The sequence below is a fragment of the Gilliamella sp. Choc4-2 genome (assembly GCF_001690355.1).
GTDB classification, from domain to species: Bacteria; Pseudomonadota; Gammaproteobacteria; order Enterobacterales; family Orbaceae; genus Gilliamella; species Gilliamella apicola_A.
The window spans coordinates 14,923-34,144 of record NZ_LZHG01000036.1 but is presented as its reverse complement, the minus strand read 5'-3'; the positions used below and the strand labels follow the sequence as shown (position 1 = coordinate 34,144).

The 19,222-nt window shown below is 34.3% G+C and carries 17 protein-coding genes; 9 read left to right on the top strand and 8 right to left on the bottom strand.

The genetic code is table 11. The annotated features are described in order from the left end of the window. Positions 1-3 precede the first annotated feature (3 nt). Positions 4-2,808, bottom strand: coding sequence for a ribosome-associated ATPase/putative transporter RbbA (rbbA, locus tag A9G34_RS05570; protein ID WP_065569170.1), 2,805 nt, complete (start codon positions 2,806-2,808; stop codon positions 4-6). A 13-nt stretch (positions 2,809-2,821) separates the two neighbouring features. Beyond that, positions 2,822-3,895: an HlyD family secretion protein gene (locus tag A9G34_RS05565; protein ID WP_065569169.1), complete on the bottom strand. Its 1,074-nt coding sequence runs from the start codon at positions 3,893-3,895 to the stop codon at positions 2,822-2,824. Between the two features lie 262 nt (positions 3,896-4,157). Between A9G34_RS05565 and argE the strand changes: the two genes are divergently transcribed. Next, positions 4,158-5,315 carry an acetylornithine deacetylase gene (gene argE, locus A9G34_RS05560; protein ID WP_034946217.1) on the top strand — a complete coding sequence of 386 codons (1,158 nt, stop codon included), beginning with the start codon at positions 4,158-4,160 and terminating at the stop codon, positions 5,313-5,315. A gap of 44 nt (positions 5,316-5,359) precedes the next feature. On the opposite strand, the gene rnz is transcribed toward argE, so the two are convergent. The 3 genes from rnz to A9G34_RS05545 form a co-directional block, all read right to left on the bottom strand. Then, positions 5,360-6,277 carry a ribonuclease Z gene (rnz, locus tag A9G34_RS05555; RefSeq protein ID WP_065569168.1) on the bottom strand — a complete coding sequence of 306 codons (918 nt, stop codon included), beginning with the start codon at positions 6,275-6,277 and terminating at the stop codon, positions 5,360-5,362. 98 nt (positions 6,278-6,375) lie between these two features. Then, a complete protein-coding gene (locus A9G34_RS05550) occupies positions 6,376-6,819 on the bottom strand; it encodes a lysozyme inhibitor LprI family protein (RefSeq protein ID WP_034945745.1) in 444 nt (147 codons plus the stop codon). Positions 6,820-6,928: 109 nt separating this feature from the next. Continuing rightward, entirely contained in the window at positions 6,929-7,156 is a 228-nt protein-coding gene (locus A9G34_RS05545; RefSeq protein WP_034945764.1) for a YccJ family protein, read from the bottom strand. A 76-nt stretch (positions 7,157-7,232) separates the two neighbouring features. On the opposite strand from A9G34_RS05545, the gene yaaA reads away from it, so the two are divergent. Then, positions 7,233-8,006 carry a peroxide stress protein YaaA gene (yaaA, locus tag A9G34_RS05540; RefSeq protein WP_034945779.1) on the top strand — a complete coding sequence of 258 codons (774 nt, stop codon included), beginning with the start codon at positions 7,233-7,235 and terminating at the stop codon, positions 8,004-8,006. A gap of 10 nt (positions 8,007-8,016) precedes the next feature. Then, positions 8,017-8,970: an AEC family transporter gene (locus A9G34_RS05535; protein ID WP_065569167.1), complete on the top strand. Its 954-nt coding sequence runs from the start codon at positions 8,017-8,019 to the stop codon at positions 8,968-8,970. 13 nt (positions 8,971-8,983) lie between these two features. On the opposite strand, the gene A9G34_RS05530 is transcribed toward A9G34_RS05535, so the two are convergent. Further along, the gene (locus A9G34_RS05530; protein ID WP_065569166.1) at positions 8,984-9,841 is read right to left on the bottom strand and encodes a carboxylate/amino acid/amine transporter; all 858 of its coding nucleotides are present in this window, start codon (positions 9,839-9,841) and stop codon (positions 8,984-8,986) included. 780 nt (positions 9,842-10,621) lie between these two features. Between A9G34_RS05530 and A9G34_RS05525 the strand changes: the two genes are divergently transcribed. Then, complete coding sequence (locus A9G34_RS05525) at positions 10,622-12,214, top strand: ABC-F family ATPase (RefSeq protein ID WP_034945790.1); 1,593 nt, start codon at positions 10,622-10,624, stop codon at positions 12,212-12,214. A 63-nt stretch (positions 12,215-12,277) separates the two neighbouring features. Here the strand turns inward: A9G34_RS05525 and A9G34_RS05520 are convergent, their stop codons facing one another. Continuing rightward, positions 12,278-12,613, bottom strand: a complete 336-nt coding sequence (locus A9G34_RS05520) for a YggL family protein (RefSeq protein WP_034945793.1) — start codon at positions 12,611-12,613, stop codon at positions 12,278-12,280. A gap of 17 nt (positions 12,614-12,630) precedes the next feature. After that, on the bottom strand, positions 12,631-13,926 hold the full coding sequence (gene rhlE / locus A9G34_RS05515; protein ID WP_080715886.1) for an ATP-dependent RNA helicase RhlE: 1,296 nt from the start codon (positions 13,924-13,926) through the stop codon (positions 12,631-12,633). A 304-nt stretch (positions 13,927-14,230) separates the two neighbouring features. Between rhlE and nikA the strand changes: the two genes are divergently transcribed. From nikA to A9G34_RS05490, 5 genes are read left to right on the top strand one after another with little or no spacing between them, the layout of a single operon-like run. Further along, positions 14,231-15,796, top strand: coding sequence for a nickel ABC transporter substrate-binding protein (gene nikA, locus A9G34_RS05510; RefSeq protein WP_034945796.1), 1,566 nt, complete (start codon positions 14,231-14,233; stop codon positions 15,794-15,796). A gap of 23 nt (positions 15,797-15,819) precedes the next feature. After that, on the top strand, positions 15,820-16,764 hold the full coding sequence (gene opp1B, locus A9G34_RS05505) for a nickel/cobalt ABC transporter permease (RefSeq protein WP_034945799.1): 945 nt from the start codon (positions 15,820-15,822) through the stop codon (positions 16,762-16,764). 2 nt (positions 16,765-16,766) lie between these two features. Next, positions 16,767-17,591, top strand: coding sequence for a nickel/cobalt ABC transporter permease (gene opp1C, locus A9G34_RS05500; protein ID WP_034946223.1), 825 nt, complete (start codon positions 16,767-16,769; stop codon positions 17,589-17,591). Then, positions 17,588-18,442: an ABC transporter ATP-binding protein gene (locus A9G34_RS05495; protein ID WP_034945802.1), complete on the top strand. Its 855-nt coding sequence runs from the start codon at positions 17,588-17,590 to the stop codon at positions 18,440-18,442. Before opp1C ends, A9G34_RS05495 begins: the two co-directional genes overlap by 4 nt. Continuing rightward, on the top strand, positions 18,443-19,222 hold the full coding sequence (locus A9G34_RS05490) for an ABC transporter ATP-binding protein (RefSeq protein WP_034945806.1): 780 nt from the start codon (positions 18,443-18,445) through the stop codon (positions 19,220-19,222).

Below are 19,222 nucleotides of genomic sequence, written 5' to 3'. Positions count from 1 at the left end.
TATCTACCCTTCCTGCTTTTTAAGAAGAAAAATACTGGCACCAAGCACAATCGGTATTGTTATTAATAAAGCAAATATGGAATTATGCAAATCGATAAAGCCAAGTGCTTTGTTAAATACACCTCTTGCGATGATCAGCATGTGGGTAGTTGGATAAACTTCACCAATGTAACGCCCTCCACCTTCTAATGATGCAACTGGATTAAGTAAGCCAGAAAATTGAATCGCAGGTAACATAGTGCCCACACACGTTAAAAAGATAACCGCAATTTGGCTACGTGTTATGGTTGAAGCCAATAAACCTAGCCCCGTTGAAATAATGCAATAAGTAAAAGCAGCAAGGCATAAAGTAAACAAACTTCCTTTTATCGGTACACCAAATATTGTGATTGCCATAACGAGCAATAATAAAAAGCTAAACATGGAAATAATAATATAAGGTACTTGTTTACCTAACAAAAATTCGGCTTTAGTTACTGGGGTTACATATAAATTGATGATTGATCCCATTTCTTTTTCACGCACAACAGATAACGCAGCAAGCATCGAAGGGATCATTAATAATAAAATTGGAATAATAGCTGGTACCATTGAAGGTAAGCTTTTAATATCAGGATTATAACGATAACGAGTTTCTATATTCGCTAAACTTGTGGGTACTTTTCCTGTCGTTTCTTTTATTTTTTCATTTAACCAATTAAGGTGCATGCCTTGGACATAACCTTTAATGGTTTCAGCACGCATTGGCATAGCTCCGTCAATCCAAATACCAACATCAACAGGATCACCTCGCTTTATATCTCGACCAAAATTGGGGGGAATTTCAATAGCTAATGCAATATTATTACTGCGTAAACGAGCATCCATATTGTTATAATCAGTTATCGGTGCTTTTTCAATAAAATAGCGTTTAGAGCCAGCTAAGTTAAGAGAGTAATTTTCACTAATTACTGTGTGATCGCGGTCAAGCACCGCAAAGCGTAATTCTTCAACATCCATGGTAATGCCATACCCCATAACCAACATTAAAATTGCTGCTCCTAATAACGCTAATAAGGCTCGCAATGGATCACGAGATAATTCCAATGTTTCACGCCATAAACAACCTATCATACGGGTAAAACTAAATCCTTTTAAGAGAAAATTTTGTGAAGCTGTTTGGGAGGAATTATTGGTTGTTGTTTTTAGAGTCACTTCGGTGGATTGTTTTTCTTCATTACTATCATCAGCACCTGCATCAATAAGATATTGAATAAAAGCATCTTCTAATGTTTTAGCCTTTTTTGAACTGATGATATTATCAGGCGTGTCGCTAGCTAATACTTTACCAGCATGCATTAACGATATTCTATCGCATCTTGCTGCTTCATTCATAAAGTGAGTTGTGATAAATACCGTTACTTTATCTTGTCGTGAAAGCTCAATAATTAAACGCCAAAAGTCATCACGAGCAATGGGGTCGACGCCTGATGTTGGTTCATCAAGGATAAGTATTTGTGGATTATGTACAACTGCAACTGACAATGAAAGTCGTTGTTTTACCCCTAAAGGTAAACTATCGGGCAAATCTTGTGCGTTTTGTTCTAAACCAAAACGCCTCAGTAATTCTTCAATGCGAGCAGGTATTTTACTTTCTTCAATACCGAACAGGCGTGCATGTAGAACTAAATTTTGTTTGACCGTTAACTCACTATATAAAGAAAATGCCTGAGACATATACCCCAAATGACGCCTAACGTTAATATCACTAGCGTCAACAGGTTTACCAAATAACCATGCTTCTCCTGATGAAATCGGTAATAAACCCGTTAACATTTTCATGGTGGTTGATTTACCGCAGCCATTTGAACCTAAAAAACCAAATATTTCACCTTGTTTAATTGAAAAATTAACATGATCAACTGCAATAAAATTACCAAACTGTTTAGTTAAATCTTTTGCTTCTATGGCTGTTTGCAAATCTTTATTAAGATCTAAAGGTGGAATTTCGACAGTTTGATAACCTTGTCTAGCGCTTTCTGGCATTAGCTGAATAAATGCATCATCTAAATTATCTTTTCCTGTCTTAGCTAGTAAGGATTTTGGTGTACCAGTTTCAAGAATCTTACCGCCATACATCGCCACCAACCAATCAAAATTTTGTGCTTCGTCCATATATGCTGTTGCAACAATCACGCTCATTTGTGGTCTTTGTTTACGAATTTTGTTAATTAACTGCCAAAATTGAGCTCTTGAAAGTGGATCTACGCCAGTTGTAGGTTCATCAAGAATTAACAAATCAGGATCGTGGATTAAAGCCGAACATAAGCTAACTTTTTGCTTCATACCACCAGATAGTCGCCCTGCTGGTCTTGATAAAAATGGGTATAACCCAGTACTATGCGTTAATTCATCAATACGGCGACGACGCTCAGCAGCATCATTACCAAACAGACGAGCAAAAAATTGCAAATTTTCTTCAACTGATAAAGTAGGATAAAGGTTTTTGCCCAATCCTTGCGGCATATAAGCAATACGTGTGCAAACATTTTTACGGTGTATTTTATCTTTCATATCACCATCAAGCACATATACTAAACCATCTTGAATAACATGCGCACCAGCAATTAATGATAATAAACTTGATTTTCCAACACCGTCTGGTCCTATCAATCCAACCATACATCTTGGTGGTATAGCTAAAGTGATATTATCAAGAGCAAGGTTCTTCTTATAATACAGCGATACATCACTAACTTTTACCACTGCATCGTCGAGCGATTTAGCTTCGGTTGATAAAGCTAAATCCTTATTGTCGGATTCTGACATATGCTATCCCTAATTATTTTGTTGGACATTTTGCAACATCAGATAAGCCAGACGGCCACGGAGCTTTTGAATCAAGTTTTACCCAAGCCACACCCGGCAAGCCTGTTTTTACTTGATTAATAAAGCATTTTAATAATTCAGGGCTTAATTGCGCTTTTACTCTAAACATCAATTTCTGACGCTCATCTTTAGTTTCAACTGTTTTAGGAGTAAATTGCGCAACGCTTGATACAAACGATATTTTGGCAGAAATTGATTTATCTGGTAGTGCATCTAAAATCAATCTCACTTCATCACCAATACCCACTTTACCTGCGACTGTTTCAGGTAAAAAGAATGTGAGATAAACATCATACAAATTAACTAAATTTAATACTTTTCCGCCTGAAGGTAAAACTTCACCTAATTGTGCAATTCGGTATTGAATACGACCGTCAACAGGGGCATTTAAAGTACTATCATCGATATCAGCTTGAATTCTTCTAATATTAGCACTTGCAACATTGATTGCCGATGTGGCGCTATCAACACCGGCTTGGGCCACAGCAATTGCAGCATCAGCGGCAGTAACTTGTGATTTGGCAGAATCTAATGCTGCTTTAGCATTGTTTACTTTAGCTGTATCATCATCAAATTGTTGAATAGATATTGCCCCTTTTTGATATAGGGCAGCAGTTCGTTGTAGATGTTTTGAGGCAATATCTAAGTCACTTTCCTTTTGGCTTACACCTGCTTGTGCTGCAACTTTATCACTCATTTTTAATGCCACTTGCGCTTTAGCACTTGCTTCATTGCTAACCGCTTGGCGATATTGAGCTTGAGCTTCATTAAGTTGTGCTTGTAAGGTATCAGTTTGCATAACAACTAAAGCTTGACCAGCTTTAACAAAATCACCCTCATCAACATTAATTTTTTCTATTCTACCAGCTAATTTAGCTGAAATATTGATTTCAGTCGCTTCAATACGTCCGTTGCCACTAATAAAATCTGAACCATACCCATCAGTTTTTAATTTTTGCCATAAAATAAAAATGATAGCTATAATAACAACTGCAATAACAATCCATTTTCTGCTTATATTTTTCATATAACACCTTATTTTAAAAAAATTTATAACAAATTTTAACGCAACAATAAATCGTCATAGGTTGTTTAACTTTATTGTTTAAATAGTATCAAATGTTTATGACAAATAAAATCCGTTCATAAAACAAACGCAATAAAAGCTAAAAAAAGATTAAATATAGTGTAATTAAATCAATAAAATTAAGAGATAGGCAAATGAAAAGGCAAATGTTATGCTTATAACATTTAAAAAAGCATATCTTCGATCATTTAAAGGTAATTTTATGGCTCTCCCTTCATTTTTAACCCTTTATAACGAACTAATTTCAACACCAACCATTAGCAATATTACCAATGAAAAAATGGATTATTCTAATCAACCTTTGATCAACAAATTAGCTGCATGGTTTGAAGATTTAGGTTTTGTTATTGATATTCAACCAGTTCCTAATACTCGTCATAAATATAATATGCTTGCTACTTATTCAAACAGCGAAAATAAAACCAAAGGCGGTTTATTGTTAAGTGGACATACTGATACTGTCCCTTTTGATGAAGGGCAATGGACTAAAGATCCCTTTAAATTAACTGAAGATAACAATAAGTTATATGGATTAGGTTCTGCCGATATGAAAGGCTTTTTTGCTTTTATTTTAGATGCACTGCGTGATATTGATCTTAAAAAACTCACTAACCCTATTTATGTTTTGGCAACGGCTGATGAAGAGACCACAATGGCAGGCGCTTCATTTTTTGCCAAAAATACCCAACTGCAACCTGATTGCACAATTATTGGGGAACCAACATCGTTAATACCAATCCGTGCACATAAGGGCTTTATCTCCAATTCGATAAAAGTGATTGGCAAATCAGGGCATTCGAGCGATCCCGATAAAGGTATTAATGCTATCGAAGTCATGAATTTAGTCATTGAACGCTTGTTAATATTAAAACAAAAATTTAAAGAACAATATCATAATGATGGTTTCAGTGTACCTTATCCTACCCTAAATTTAGGCGTTATCCATGGTGGAGATGCAGCCAACCGTATCTGTGGTTGTTGTGAGCTTGTCATTGATATTCGTGTATTACCCGATAATAATGTCGATTCAGTTCATAATGCACTTTGTGAAGCATTACAGCCCGTCATGGATAAATACCCAAATCGAATTGCTATTGAATATGAGGTTGCTCCAATTCCAGGCTATGAATGTAAAAAAGATCACCCAGCCTTAAAACATATTGAAAAATTGGTAGATCATAATGCTGAAACGGTTAACTATAGCACCGAAGCACCTTATCTAAACCAAATTTCGCCAACGATTGTATTAGGACCTGGATCTATTGAACAAGCACATCAACCCGATGAATTTATTTCAATGGAGTTTTTAAAACCGACAAAATCAACTATAGAAAGGCTAATTAGAGATTTTTGTCTTTAATCTCTTTTTTTATTCGCTGATATGATAATGTCAGCGAAATTTTATTAAATGGAAAAAGTTGCAAAATCGGTAGCCATTTCTGTATTAGCAAAAACGTCTTTTGCTTCATCAACTAACTTTTTATTGTCATTTAAACTGTATCTAGGGCTTATATGAGTCATAATAAGCTTTTTTGCATTAGCTTGTTTGGCAATATTTGCAGCATGTATAGTGGTGGAATGTCCTCGCTCAATGGCTTTTTGCTCCAACGCTTTTTCTTGCGTTGCTTCATGAACTAGCACATCGACATTTTTTGCCAATGCAATTGAGGCATCACAAGGTGTTGTATCACCTAAAATAGCCAGCTTTTTGCCTTTTTTAATATCTCCTTGATAGTTACTACCATCAATCACTCGCCCATCTTCAAGTGTCACTGTTTTCCCTGCTTTTAAAAAAGCATAATAAGCGCCAATATTAACATTATCTTGCCGTAATTTATCAATATCTAAGGCTGCAGGTCGATCTTTTTCAATTATGCGATAACCAAAGCATGGTACACGATGTCTTAATAATTTGGCTTCAACATAAAATTTCTCATCTTCAAATACGGTTCTATCTGCTTCTAGTTCAATAATATTAAGTGGATAAGTTAGCCAAGAGTAACTAATTTCTATCACAGTTTCGATAAATTGTTTAATGCCTTTAGGCGCAATTAATGTTAGCGGTGATTGGTTTTGCATTAAAGAACGGGAAGTTAAAACGCCAGGCAATCCAAAAAGGTGATCACCATGTAAGTGGGTTAAAAAAATAATTTCGAGTTTTGAAAGACTAAACTTAGCTTTTTGCATTTGAATTTGCGTTGCTTCACCACAATCAAACAACCATAATTTCCCCTTCTCTTGTCTAAGATCAAGTATAATACTACTGACATTACGCTCAGTAGTAGGCAAACCTGCACTAGTACCTAAAAAAGTAATTTTCATGCTAATATATTTTATAAACCTTTATATTTTCAAATTAGTTTATCTATCTAATTAAACAAGCTATTTTAAGTAAAATTTCTAAGTGATCTTTGACAGCTTTACTTCAAGGACATATCTGACAACGCATTTCGTAGTTGTTCTGCTCGTCGATTATTCAGCTCAGTAATACAGGCTAATCGACTTATTTCAGCTGTATTACCTATGCCTCCTCCTCTTAAAGATGAAGCAAATGCACATTGGGAATCTCGATACTTCACAAAATCCCGGCTTGATGCAGTAAGTTGTACTTTTACCTGATGAATATATTTACGATCTTCTTTCAAATTTGAAAGAGAATTTGCCATTTTTTCTTCTGCTTGGCGCAATGCTTTCTGACTACCTATAACTTTTTTCTTTAAGCAATCACGCATTTCTGCTTGAGAAAAAATACCACATTCTGCTCGTAAATCACGTTCATTTTGAACAGGGGCCGCTGGGGCAACAAAGGCTAAAAATGGCATATAAGCTATTAGCAAAAAACCAATTAGCTTTATACTTTTCATTTCTTATCCTTTTTTGAAAAATCATTATTATACATTATTAAACTTCATAAAATAGAGCCCATGCCTAACTTAATTAAACAATAATTTGTTAACGCATGGGCTTAAAATGCTAAATATTCTTACGCTCAATAGTCTGTTCACCCCAAAATAATTTATCTGCTTTAGTTTTGGAAAAGGCTAGTGGTAAAACTTCATCGTTGCCTTCTGACCAGATCTGTTCAGCTAATGTTTCGTCATAATTGGCTAATTCAAAAATAGCTTCGGCAATTTCTATTGAAGTTTCTCGAAGATTTGCCCAAGCGTGGATATTATGTATATCTTTTTTACTTGAATTCATATTATGATTCCTTATTTTGTAAGATTAAGTGTAAAATACCCTCTATTGATGTAAATTACAATAGGTCTATGTTTTTATGCTAACAATTATTTCACCAGCTAAAACACTTGATTACCAAAATCCTCCAATTACAACACAGCATACTTTACCACAATTTATACAAGCATCTAAAGATCTCATCGAATATTGTAAAAAGTTGACAGTATCTGATTTAACTCAATTAATGTCCATTAGTTCAAATTTAGCCAAACTTAACTATGAACGCTTCCAAAATTGGCATAGTGATTTTAACATTGAAAATTCAAAACAAGCTATACTTGCATTTAAAGGCGATGTTTATGAAGGATTATATGTTGAAGATTTTACTGATAAAGATCTAAAATTTGCACAATCTCATTTAAGAATATTATCTGGTCTTTATGGCATTTTAAGACCACTTGATCTAATTCAGCCTTATCGGTTAGAAATGGGGATCCGCTTAAAAAATGGTAATAATACTAATCTTTATCAATTTTGGGGCGATAAATTAACTGAATATCTTAATAATGAACTAGCCAAATCATCACATCGCACATTAATCAATTTAGCCTCAAACGAATATTTCAAAGCGATCAAACCCAAACAATTAAATGCAACTATAATTCAACCTATCTTTTTAGATCAAAGCAAAGATACCTATAAAGTCATTAGTTTTTATGCTAAAAAAGCACGTGGACTCATGAGTCGTTTTATTATAAAAAACAGCATTGACAATTATCAGGATATTAAAAGCTTTAATCTTGAAGGCTATCAATTTGATTCTAAGCGCTCAACTGATTTAGAATGGTACTTCACTCGTAATCACCAGTAAAATAACAGATATGGAATTTCTTACTACATTATGGGCACAGTTTTTATCTACCTTGCCCTTATTTATCTTAATTCTATTAGGATATTTAGCCGTAAAAATTGGTCGTTGGTCAAAAACAATAACTGACAGTTTAACCAAATTTACCTTTTATATTGCCTTTCCGATTATGCTATTTCAGATTATGAGCCATTTTTCTGAACACTTACAAATCGATATAAACTTATTATTGGTTTTTTTTGGTGGATCTTTTATTGTTTTTACAATAGGGTGTTTGATTGCCTCAAAATTATTGAAATTAAATGGTTCGCAAAGTACCCTATTTGCCATGGGAGGAATCTATACTAATACTGTATTTGTCGGCATTCCTATTATCAAAACGTTACTTGGCGATGAAGCCATTCCTATTGTGGCAATAATCGTTATCTTTAATGCTTTAATTTTATGGACATTAGCGACAGTTTCGATCGAATTTGTACAAATGGGTAAATTTTCAGGCAAAGGGTTTATTAAAGCATTTAAAAATGTCTCTAAAAATCCGATAATTATTGGTATTTTTACAGGCATTGCTGTGAATTTTATTGGTCTACCTATGCCTAACTTTATCGATAAATCAGCCAAAATGGTCAGTGATATGACAGCGCCACTGTCGCTCATTGTTTTAGGTATGGGACTTTCTGAATATAAAATTCGCGACAAATTACTCATTACTGCTTCTATCTGTATTTTAAAATTAGCCGTATTACCGATTGTTACCTATATTATGGGCAAACTCTTAGGGCTGCCAACTTTAGAATTACAAGTGTTGGTCTTACTCAGTTCGGTATCAATTGCAATAAATTGTTATATGATGGCAAGGCAATTTGAAGTGTTACAAGGTCCTATAGCTTCAAGCTTGTTAATATCAACGGCACTGTCTTCAATCACAACGCCATTGATTTTATCGATTATGACACATTTACCTTAACTACTTATTATTCTTAATATAATGAGCGGTTTTTAACTTTGTAGTGTAGCAAGAGTGCCAACACAATAACTACACTACCTAATATAAAGCGTAGCCAATCGAGCGATTGATGCCAAATCACCACATTCACTAAAATTCCTGTTGGAATCACCACATTATTCATAATAGCCAACGTGCCAGAATCGACTTTTGTTGCGCCATAGTTCCATAAAAAATAACAAACACCAGATGCAATCACCCCAAGCCAAATAAGAATGCCCCACTGTAAATTAGATGTAGGTAATTTTGATACATCGCCAAAAAGTAACCACCCTAATGTGGCCACAATTACCGCCCCAAAGTAAACCCAAGCAAAAGCCTGATGTTGGGGCATTGGGTACATTTCCATAATTCTTTTATAACCAACCTGCCCTAAGGCAAAAACAATATTAGCTCCTTGAATTAATAAAAAGCCAATAATAAAGTTTGAGCTAATATGATCATAACGAATGATAGCGGCACCAATAACTGCTATTATTGCCGTTAAAAGATAACTAAACCTTAACGGGTGACGTTGTAACAAATCATAAATAACCGTGACATAAATTGGCGTAAAAATAGTAAACAACAGCACTTCAGGTACTGAAATATATTGGAAGGAATTATAATAAAAAAAGTACATAATCCCCAATTGACAAGCCCCAACGCCCATTAAAAGAAACGTGGTTTTAAGCTTAATATGTTTAAAGCGTAAAAAAGGTAAAAAGGTAATAAATGCTAACAAAACGCGCGTAACCACTGCAAACCAAGTATCAACCTGCCCACTTAGATAAACGCCAATAAAACTAAACGAGAATGACCAAACAATGGTCACAAAGATAAGATAAAACATCGTTAATTAATATAAAGAATGATAAATAGTTTGCATCGTATCAATTGATATAACACTTGTAAACTTTATATATACTCAAACTTATCTTAGTACGAATATCAATAAAATTATTGAAGCAATTAATAATTAAAATTAGATCTGAGATTAATACTTAGCGATTTTAATAATATTTATTTCTTCATTTCTCTATACTAATAACTTAAAAATTAGCTGAATTTTTCTTATTTACTCCACAGTCCCACTTTTGTGTAAACCTTATTAAATAACTCAATGTATTTTTTATGCTTCTATTATTTCACTATCTATTACTTTTCTTTTTGATTGTTTATCTTCAATATCAATTTCAATTGAAAACATCTATATAATTCAAATAATATTCGACAATACCCTGTCTTCGTAGCAATAATAGCCTTCTTCAATAGCATAATTTAAATATTTAATACTTTTTCCTAATTATTTATCTTTATATGATGACACTATTTCTTTTTCATCAAAACAATAAAAAACAATTCCCCCTTTTCATAATCTTGATTTTTAAACTCCTGTAATGGTTTACTCGTATTTTAAGATAAAATGAACTAAATAATTATTTAAAAATATTAATTGTTTTAAATAAATGATAGCAAAGCGAAAATAACGCGCTGCTTTTTACCTTAAGTAAAACAATCATCCTCAAAAAACTTAAAATATGGCATAATGTGCGCCAATTCATATTTTTTTGCGACTTCACTCAAGGTTGATACCTTTTGGGCAAACGCATGTTAAAGAGAGTAAATTTTCGTGTTAAGTACAAATAACATTACAATGCAATTTGGCAGTAAGCCATTATTTGAGAATATTTCAGTTAAATTTGGTAATGGCAACCGTTATGGCCTAATTGGTGCCAATGGTAGCGGCAAATCCACTTTTATGAAAATTATTGGTGGCGATTTAGTGCCAACTTCAGGCAATGTTGCTTTAGATCCGCATGAACGATTAGGTAAGTTACGTCAGGACCAATTTGCTTTTGAGGAGTTTACCGTACTTGATACCGTAATTATGGGACACACCGAATTATGGCAGATCAAACAAGAACGTGATCGCATCTACTCTTTACCCGAAATGAGTGAAGAAGATGGCTTTAAAGTTGCGGATTTGGAAACCCAATACGCCGAAATGGATGGCTATAGTGCCGAAGCTCGTGCAGGAGAATTATTATTAGGTGTGGGTATTCCAATTGAGCAACATTATGGATTTATGAGTGAAATCGCTCCAGGTTGGAAGCTACGTGTACTTTTAGCCCAAGCCTTATTCTCAAATCCCGATATTTTATTGCTCGACGAACCGACCAATAACTTGGATATCGATACTATCCGTTGGCTTGAAGATACTTTAAATCAACGCGAAAGTACGATGATTATTATTTCGCATGATCGACATTTTTTGAATATGGTCTGTACACATATGGCAGATTTGGATTATGGCGAACTTCGAATTTATCCAGGCAATTACGACGATTATATGACTGCATCAACGCAAGCCAGAGAGCGTTTATTAGCAGATAATGCTAAAAAGAAAGCCCAAATAAGTGAACTACAATCTTTTGTAAGCCGATTTAGCGCAAATGCCTCTAAATCAAAACAAGCCACATCACGCGCAAGACAGATTGAAAAAATCCAATTGGAAGAAGTAAAAGCATCAAGCCGTCAAAATCCATTTATTCGTTTCGAGCAAGATAAAAAGCTTTATCGTAATGCATTAGTCGTTGAGAACCTAACCAAAAGTTTTGACAGTGATCCCTTATTTAAAAACTTAAACTTAATGGTTGAAGTGGGTGAAAAAGTCGCAATTTTAGGGACAAACGGTATTGGTAAAACCACATTAATAAAAACGTTAATGGGCGAGCTTACGCCTGAACAAGGTGATATAAAATGGTCAGAAAATGCCAATATTGGCTATTATGCCCAAGATCATGAATACGAGTTTGAAGAAGATTTAACGGTCTTTGACTGGATGAGTCAGTGGAAGCAACCAACCGATGACGAGCAAGCGGTACGGAGTATTTTAGGGCGATTATTATTTTCACAAGACGATATTAAAAAGCAAGTTAAAGTCTTATCTGGTGGCGAAAAAGGACGTATGTTATTTGGTAAATTGATGATGCAGCGCCCTAACATTATTGTTATGGACGAGCCAACAAACCATTTAGATATGGAATCCATTGAATCACTTAATATGGCGTTAGAGCTTTATCAAGGCACCCTATTTTTTGTTTCACACGATCGTGAGTTTGTGAGCTCATTGGCAACTCGTATCATTGAAATCACCGCTGAAAAAGTGATTGACTATACTGGTAATTATGAAGATTACTTACGTAGCCAAGGAATAGAATAATCTCTCATCAATAAAATTAGCCACATTAGTGGCTAGCTTTATTTCAATTGATTAGTTAACACATCAAAAATCCAATTCATCCCACCAGATATCTATAAGTGAGCTGGTTTTAACATTTTTTAAACCGTGGCTTTCTAACCATTTTGTGACAATGTCACGGTGTTCTTCAGTACAGTTACCTAGTTTTTGGGTGCATACTATACCTTTCCAATTTAAATAACCACTTCCTTCATAAGCTAAGCCATTGGGTTGAATAGCTTCAAGAATGAATTGATCAACAATATTATCTAAAGTTTCTTCGGTTGTGCCTTCGTCAAATGACCAACTAACAGTAAAACCTAATTCTTTAAACTCTTCAATATGTAATTTTTTTCGTAAACGTCTGCTGCGATTTACCATAGTAGTTTCCTTCTATTTTATTGAGTATAACTTTGTTTATTTTTAAAGTTCATGTGTTTATTAGTTTGTTTCACACTATTTTGATTTGTGTTGTTTCTTTTGTGAGCGGATTGTCTTGATGATGTTTTTTTCACTGGCTCTGCTTTAATTCTTGGATCCACTTCAAAACCTTGCGTAGTTATTTCTGGAATGGTTTTCTTAATTAGTTTTTCAATGGCTTTTAATTGTGGCAGTTCATCAATGCACACAAGTGAGAGCGCTTGACCTTGATTTTGCGCTCTCCCTGTTCGCCCTATACGATGTACATAATCTTCAGCAACTTGTGGCAACTCATAATTAACTACATAGGGCAGCAGCTCAATATCTAGCCCTCTTGCCGCAATATCGGTTGCGACTAATGCTCTAATTTGTCCACTCTTAAAATCTGCTAAAGCTTTAGTACGAGCACCTTGGCTTTTATTGCCATGAATCGCGGCTGCTTTTATACCATCTTTCGTTAATTGCTCAGCTAAATGATTAGCCCCGTATTTTGTACGCGTAAAAATTAACACTTGTTGCCACTGATTTTTTCCAATTAAGTATGAAAGCAATTCGCGTTTACGACGCTTATCAACACGATGCACATATTGGGTAATTTGCTCTGAGGTACTATTAGTTTTAGCAACAGCAACCACTTCTGGCGCTTGTAGAATCGTTTGTGCCAATGTCTTTATTTCATCCGAAAAAGTTGCCGAAAACATTAAATTTTGTCGCTTATTAGGTAGTTTGGCAATCACACGGCGAATATCATGAATAAATCCCATATCTAACATGCGATCGGCTTCATCTAACACTAACATTTTAATGGTTGAAAGATCCACCGCATTTTGTTGAACTAAATCAAGCAGCCGCCCAGGAGTTGCAATTAAAACATCGACACCACCACGCAATTTCATCATTTGCGGATTAATACTCACCCCACCAAATACTACTAATGACCTAATCTGTAAATAACGGCTATACTCACGAATATTTTGGCCAATTTGTGCAGCGAGCTCACGAGTTGGAGCTAAAATCAAAGCATATAAAGGACGTTTGCCTTTTTTAGGCTTTGAATTATTGGCTTCTTTTGCTTGCTGTTCTACGAGTTTTTGCAGTATTGGTAAACCAAAACCTGCCGTTTTACCTGTTCCTGTTTGTGCGCTAGCCATAAGGTCTTTGCCAGATAAGATTACTGGTATAGCTTGTTGTTGAATGGGGGTGGGTTGAGTGTAGTTCTGTTCTTGGATTGCTTTTAAAATCTTGGCATTTAAGCCAAGAGAGTCAAATGACATGAATTAATTCCTAAATAAACGAAAGAAAGTTATTTTTATATTATAAAGCAATTGAATAATAATTGTTTGTTTATTTAAAAATACAGTATTGAATTGATGATCTATTTTGTTTCATAATTTTTTATTCGAGTATAAGTAAAATATTAATAAACAGTGCGATATTTTACCCAATTGAATTAAGTGAAAGTAAAACATACTGATTTTTAATATTTTTCTTACAACAATAATAGAAATGATATTTATTATCATTTATGATTATGCTAGTATTCTTGTCCTTATAACAACTGTTTTTATGGATTTGCAAATGCTGTTTAATTTTTACCGTTTTAAAAATTTATTAATTACTTTATTGTTATTGATTTTTGGTTTTAATTGTTTTGCCAAAGATGATATCACATTTGCTAACTTCCGCGACATACGGGATTTAAACCCTCATCTTTATTCTGGCGAAATGTGGGCACAAAACATGCTTTATGAATCATTAGTCCATTATAACGAGGATGGGACATTCTCGCCTTGGTTAGCTGAAAGCTGGACTATCACCAATCAAGGCAAAACCTACACGTTTAAATTACGTAAAGACGTCAGTTTTAGTGATGGTGTAAAGTTTAATGCTTACACTGCAAAACTTAATTGGGATGCCGTTCTTTCTAATAAAGTTCGTCATACTTGGCTTGAAATGGTACGCCTAATTACAGAAGTGAAAGCCATTGATGATTATACGCTTCAAGTTAACCTATCAAAGCCTTACTACCCGTTTTTGATTGAAATTGCAGTAACCAGACCAATGCGCTTTATTTCACCAAATTCAATGATTAATGGTGAAACAAAAAATGGCGTAAAATCTTATATTGGTACCGGTCCTTATGTGTTAAGTGAACATAAAAAGGATCAGTATGCTGTTTTTAACGCTAATCCTAACTATTGGGGTGAACAACCGAAACTGAAAACCGTTACCATGAAAGTAATTGCTGACAATCAAAGCCGTTTGATGGCACTTGAAAAAGGTGAAATTGATTTAATTTACGGTAAAAATATGGTAGATGCCGATTCATTTGAACGCTTTTCAACAATGAATAAATTTCAAGCGTTGATGTCAAAACCGGTATCAAGCCGTATGGTATTAATGAATACTACTCGACCAGAACTAAGCGATACCAATGTGCGCCGAGCAATCGAACATATCATCAATAAAAAAGATATTTCTGAAGGTATATTTAATAGTAGTGAAGCACCAGCTGATACATTAATGGCTACTAATATTCCTTATGCAAATATTGGATTAAAACCTTACAAATATAATACTAAATTAGCCGAAGAGCTGCTTGATAAAGCGGGCTGGCTAAAACAAAAAGGTCAAATTTACCGCCAAAAAGAAGGCAAACCATTTGAAATTACTCTTTATTATGATAGCAATACTGCGTCTCAAAAAACCATTGCACAATACATGCAAGATGAGTTTGAGCAAGTTGGTTTAAAACTTAATATTCATGGTGAAGAAGAACAAGGCTATCGTGATCGCCAAAAAGCGGGGGATTTTGATATGGTGTTTGATATTTCTTGGGGAATGCCTTATGACCCACAATCTTTTATGTCTGGCATGAAATTACCGGTATATGGTGATTATATGGCACAACAAGGTTTGAAAGAAAAAGCTCAAATTGATGCAAGCATTAGTAAAGCATTAATTTCAACTAACGAAAAAGAACGCCAAGATCTTTACCGTTATGTGCTTGAAACCTTGCATAATCAAGCCGTTTATATTCCGTTAACTTATGAACGCAACCGAGCTATAGCTATTAAATCACTAAAAGGTATTGAGTTTGCTCCTTCACAGTTTGACATTCCATTTGAGAAAATGCATTTTTAATTTATTTGTATTAGCTAGTAATAATGTTAAATTATATTTTTAAACGTTTAATCATGATGATACCGATTATTATCGGTATCTCATTTATTGCTTTTTTACTCATTAATTTAGCCCCTTCTGATCCTGCTGAAGTAGCCCTACGTTTAAATGAAATCATGCCCACGCCTGATGCTATTGAAAGTATGCGCCTAGAGTTAGGTTTAAATGAACCATTTTGGAACCGTTATTTCAGTTGGTTATATAACGTTTTTCAACTTGATTTTGGTCGTTCTTTTGTACATCGAGATAGGTTAGTATTAGATGAGATCATTCGAAGTTTACAACCAACAATTCTTTTAGCATTCTCTTCATTCATTTTTACATTGATTATTAGTCTGATCTTAGGTGTTTTATGCGCCATTTTTGCTAATTCAGTTTTTGATCAAATTTTACGTATTATAATTTTTTTAGGCACGGCTATGCCAAGCTACTGGCTTGGACTTTTATTTATCTGGTTTTTTGCTAATTATTTAGATTTGCTGCCAACAAATGGATATGGCACATGGCAGAATCTAATTCTACCGACTTTAACGTTATCATTCGTTTATATTTCAACCTATATTCGTTTTATTCGTAATAACATGCTAGAAAACATGCGTAACTACTCCGTTTTTTATGCACGTAGTCGAGGGTTAAAAGAACACACAATTATTATTAAACATGTATTAGTAAATTCCTTACATACCACTATTACCGCATTAGGTATGACAATTCCGCAATTAATTGCTGGTTCATTTGTCGTTGAATATATCTTTTCATGGCCAGGGCTTGGTCGTTTATGCATTGCAGCTATCATGAATCGAGATTATCCGGTTATTCAAGCTTATATTTTAATTATGGCAATATTATTTGTGGTGTGTAATTTTATTGTCGATGTTATTCATCATTTACTAGATCCTCGTTTACGTGATAATGGTGGTTTGTCATGAATATGCTTAAGCAGGTTTGTAAAAATAAAACTGCACTATGTTGTTTAATTATCATTGCAACTATTATTATATTAGGTATATTAGCCCCCTATATTGCACCATTTGATCCTAATAAAGTGCGTATTGTTCGTAAATACGCCCCGATGTCGGCTCAACATTGGTTAGGTTGTGATCATCTTGGTCGTGATATTTTTTCAAGACTACTTTATGGCATTCGCTCCACATTATTTTTATCATTATTAACCATGATTATTACTATTGTTATTGGTGCAACAATTGGTTTAATATCAGGCTATAAACGGGGTAAATTTGACGAATGTATTATGCGTTTATGCGATATCATGCTTTCTTTCCCTAGCCAAGTGATGATTCTGGCTATTGTTGGTGTACTTGGCGTAGGTATTGAAAACGTTATTATTGCCAATATTGTGGTTAAATGGGCTTGGTATAGCCGTATGATACGCAGCTCGGTAATCAAGTATAGCCGTAAAAACTATATTTTATTTTCCCAAGCAATTGGCGCTCCGCATTCTTTTATTATTTGTCGCCATTTATTGCCAAATGTAATGTCAGAACTGGTTGTATTAGCCACATTAGATACTGGTTGGGTAATATTGAATATTTCTGCTCTATCTTTCATAGGGCTTGGCATACAAGCACCAACAGCAGAATGGGGACTGATGCTTAGTGAAGCAAAAAACGTTATGATGCAGCATCCTATGCAAATGGTTTATCCTGGAATTGCAATATTAATTATAGTTTCCGCGTTTAATATGCTTGGCGACTGTTTACGTGACATTCTTGATCCTAAGGAAAAAACAGCATGAGTAATAAATTACTTGAGGTTAAGAATCTTACCGTAACACTGGATAATGGCAAAACACTGCTTAACGATATCTCCTTTTGTCTTGAGCATCATCAATGTTTAGGTATTGTAGGTGAAAGTGGTTGCGGTAAAAGTTTAACCAGTAAAGCCATTATCGGTTTATTAGAGCCCTACTTTTCGGTTAAAGGGGAAATTTTATTTACCCCTAAACAATCTAAAATAGCGTTACAATTAAATGGTGATTTATTAAAACAAAATCATGACACATTACGCCATATTCGTGGTAATGCTATTTCGGCTATACTACAGCATCCAATGAATGCTTTTGATCCACTTTATTGTATTGGCAATCAAGTGGTTGAAACGTTATTGGCACATCTGACAATTACTAAAAAACAAGCTATTGAAAAAACATTAACTATGATTGCCGACATTGGTCTTAATCATCCAAAACAAATCTTTAACAAATACCCACATCAGTTAAGTGGCGGCATGTTACAGAGAATCATGATCGGAATTGCATTGATGCTTGAACCTGAATTAATTATTGCCGATGAACCAACCACAGCGTTAGATTCTATTAGTCAACTTCATATTCTGCAATTATTAAAAAATATCAAACAACAATCGAAAACAGCAATGATATTTATCTCGCATGATTTAGGTGTTATTCACCATATTGCCGATCATATTATTGTAATGAATCAAGGATGTATTGTAGAACAAGGTCGTTGCGATCATATTTTTTATCATTCTAAAAACGATTACACACGTTACTTAATTGATACTCGTAAACAGTTATTAGCCAAATTTAACGCCGTTATCCACCCAAATAGATTGGAGACAATCTAAATGACACCGTTATTACAAATTAATAATCTCAAAAAATCCTTTTTACAACCTAATCAAGGTTTATTTAACCGCAAAAAAACGCCGATTATTAAAGATGTTTCTTTGTCTTTATACCAAGGCGAATGTTTAGGTATTGTAGGAGAAAGCGGAAGTGGTAAAAGCACTCTTGGTAAGCTAATTTTAGGTCTTGAAAAGCCCGATAGTGGCAAAATTTATTTTAATGGGCAAGATATAGGACAACGAGCATGGCGAAAATCCCCAATGCGACGGGAAATTAGCGCCGTTTTTCAAGATTATAATGCTTCGGTTAATCCTTATTTTACTATCGCTGAAATTGTCGCTGAACCTATAGATATTTATCAAAAACTGACGGTTATTCAACGAAAGAAGCGAATAATTGAGCTATTAGAACAAGTCGGATTAAATGAGTCATTTTATCATCGTTTTCCTCACGAAGTGAGTGGAGGTCAATTACAACGCATCTGCATTGCACGGGCAATTGCCTGCTCACCTAAATTTATCTTATTTGACGAAGCTGTAAGTTCTCTTGACATCTCTGTCCAAGCCCAAATTCTATCGTTGTTAGTTGATTTGCAAAAACAGTTAAATTTAACAGCCATTTTTATTACCCATGATTTAACAACTATCACTTATCTTTGTAATCGAGTGATCTTCTTTTATCAAGGTCAAATTGTGGAACATGTTGATAAGATAGCTAATTTAAATCAGGTCAATAATGCTTATTCTAAACAACTTCTTGAATCTATTTTAAGTTTTTAA

Excerpts from the sequence above, each read along its gene's own strand:
- rbbA (WP_065569170.1), bottom strand. The coding sequence starts at position 2,808 with ATGTCAGAATCCGACAATAAGGATTTAGCTTTATCAACCGAAGCTAAA.
- A9G34_RS05565 (WP_065569169.1), bottom strand. The coding sequence starts at position 3,895 with ATGAAAAATATAAGCAGAAAATGGATTGTTATTGCAGTTGTTATTATA.
- argE (WP_034946217.1), top strand. The coding sequence starts at position 4,158 with ATGGCTCTCCCTTCATTTTTAACCCTTTATAACGAACTAATTTCAACA.
- rnz (WP_065569168.1), bottom strand. The coding sequence starts at position 6,277 with ATGAAAATTACTTTTTTAGGTACTAGTGCAGGTTTGCCTACTACTGAG.
- A9G34_RS05550 (WP_034945745.1), bottom strand. The coding sequence starts at position 6,819 with ATGAAAAGTATAAAGCTAATTGGTTTTTTGCTAATAGCTTATATGCCA.
- A9G34_RS05545 (WP_034945764.1), bottom strand. The coding sequence starts at position 7,156 with ATGAATTCAAGTAAAAAAGATATACATAATATCCACGCTTGGGCAAAT.
- yaaA (WP_034945779.1), top strand. The coding sequence starts at position 7,233 with ATGCTAACAATTATTTCACCAGCTAAAACACTTGATTACCAAAATCCT.
- A9G34_RS05535 (WP_065569167.1), top strand. The coding sequence starts at position 8,017 with ATGGAATTTCTTACTACATTATGGGCACAGTTTTTATCTACCTTGCCC.
- A9G34_RS05530 (WP_065569166.1), bottom strand. The coding sequence starts at position 9,841 with ATGTTTTATCTTATCTTTGTGACCATTGTTTGGTCATTCTCGTTTAGT.
- A9G34_RS05520 (WP_034945793.1), bottom strand. The coding sequence starts at position 12,613 with ATGGTAAATCGCAGCAGACGTTTACGAAAAAAATTACATATTGAAGAG.
- rhlE (WP_080715886.1), bottom strand. The coding sequence starts at position 13,926 with ATGTCATTTGACTCTCTTGGCTTAAATGCCAAGATTTTAAAAGCAATC.
- nikA (WP_034945796.1), top strand. The coding sequence starts at position 14,231 with ATGCTGTTTAATTTTTACCGTTTTAAAAATTTATTAATTACTTTATTG.
- opp1B (WP_034945799.1), top strand. The coding sequence starts at position 15,820 with ATGTTAAATTATATTTTTAAACGTTTAATCATGATGATACCGATTATT.
- opp1C (WP_034946223.1), top strand. The coding sequence starts at position 16,767 with ATGCTTAAGCAGGTTTGTAAAAATAAAACTGCACTATGTTGTTTAATT.
- A9G34_RS05495 (WP_034945802.1), top strand. The coding sequence starts at position 17,588 with ATGAGTAATAAATTACTTGAGGTTAAGAATCTTACCGTAACACTGGAT.
- A9G34_RS05490 (WP_034945806.1), top strand. The coding sequence starts at position 18,443 with ATGACACCGTTATTACAAATTAATAATCTCAAAAAATCCTTTTTACAA.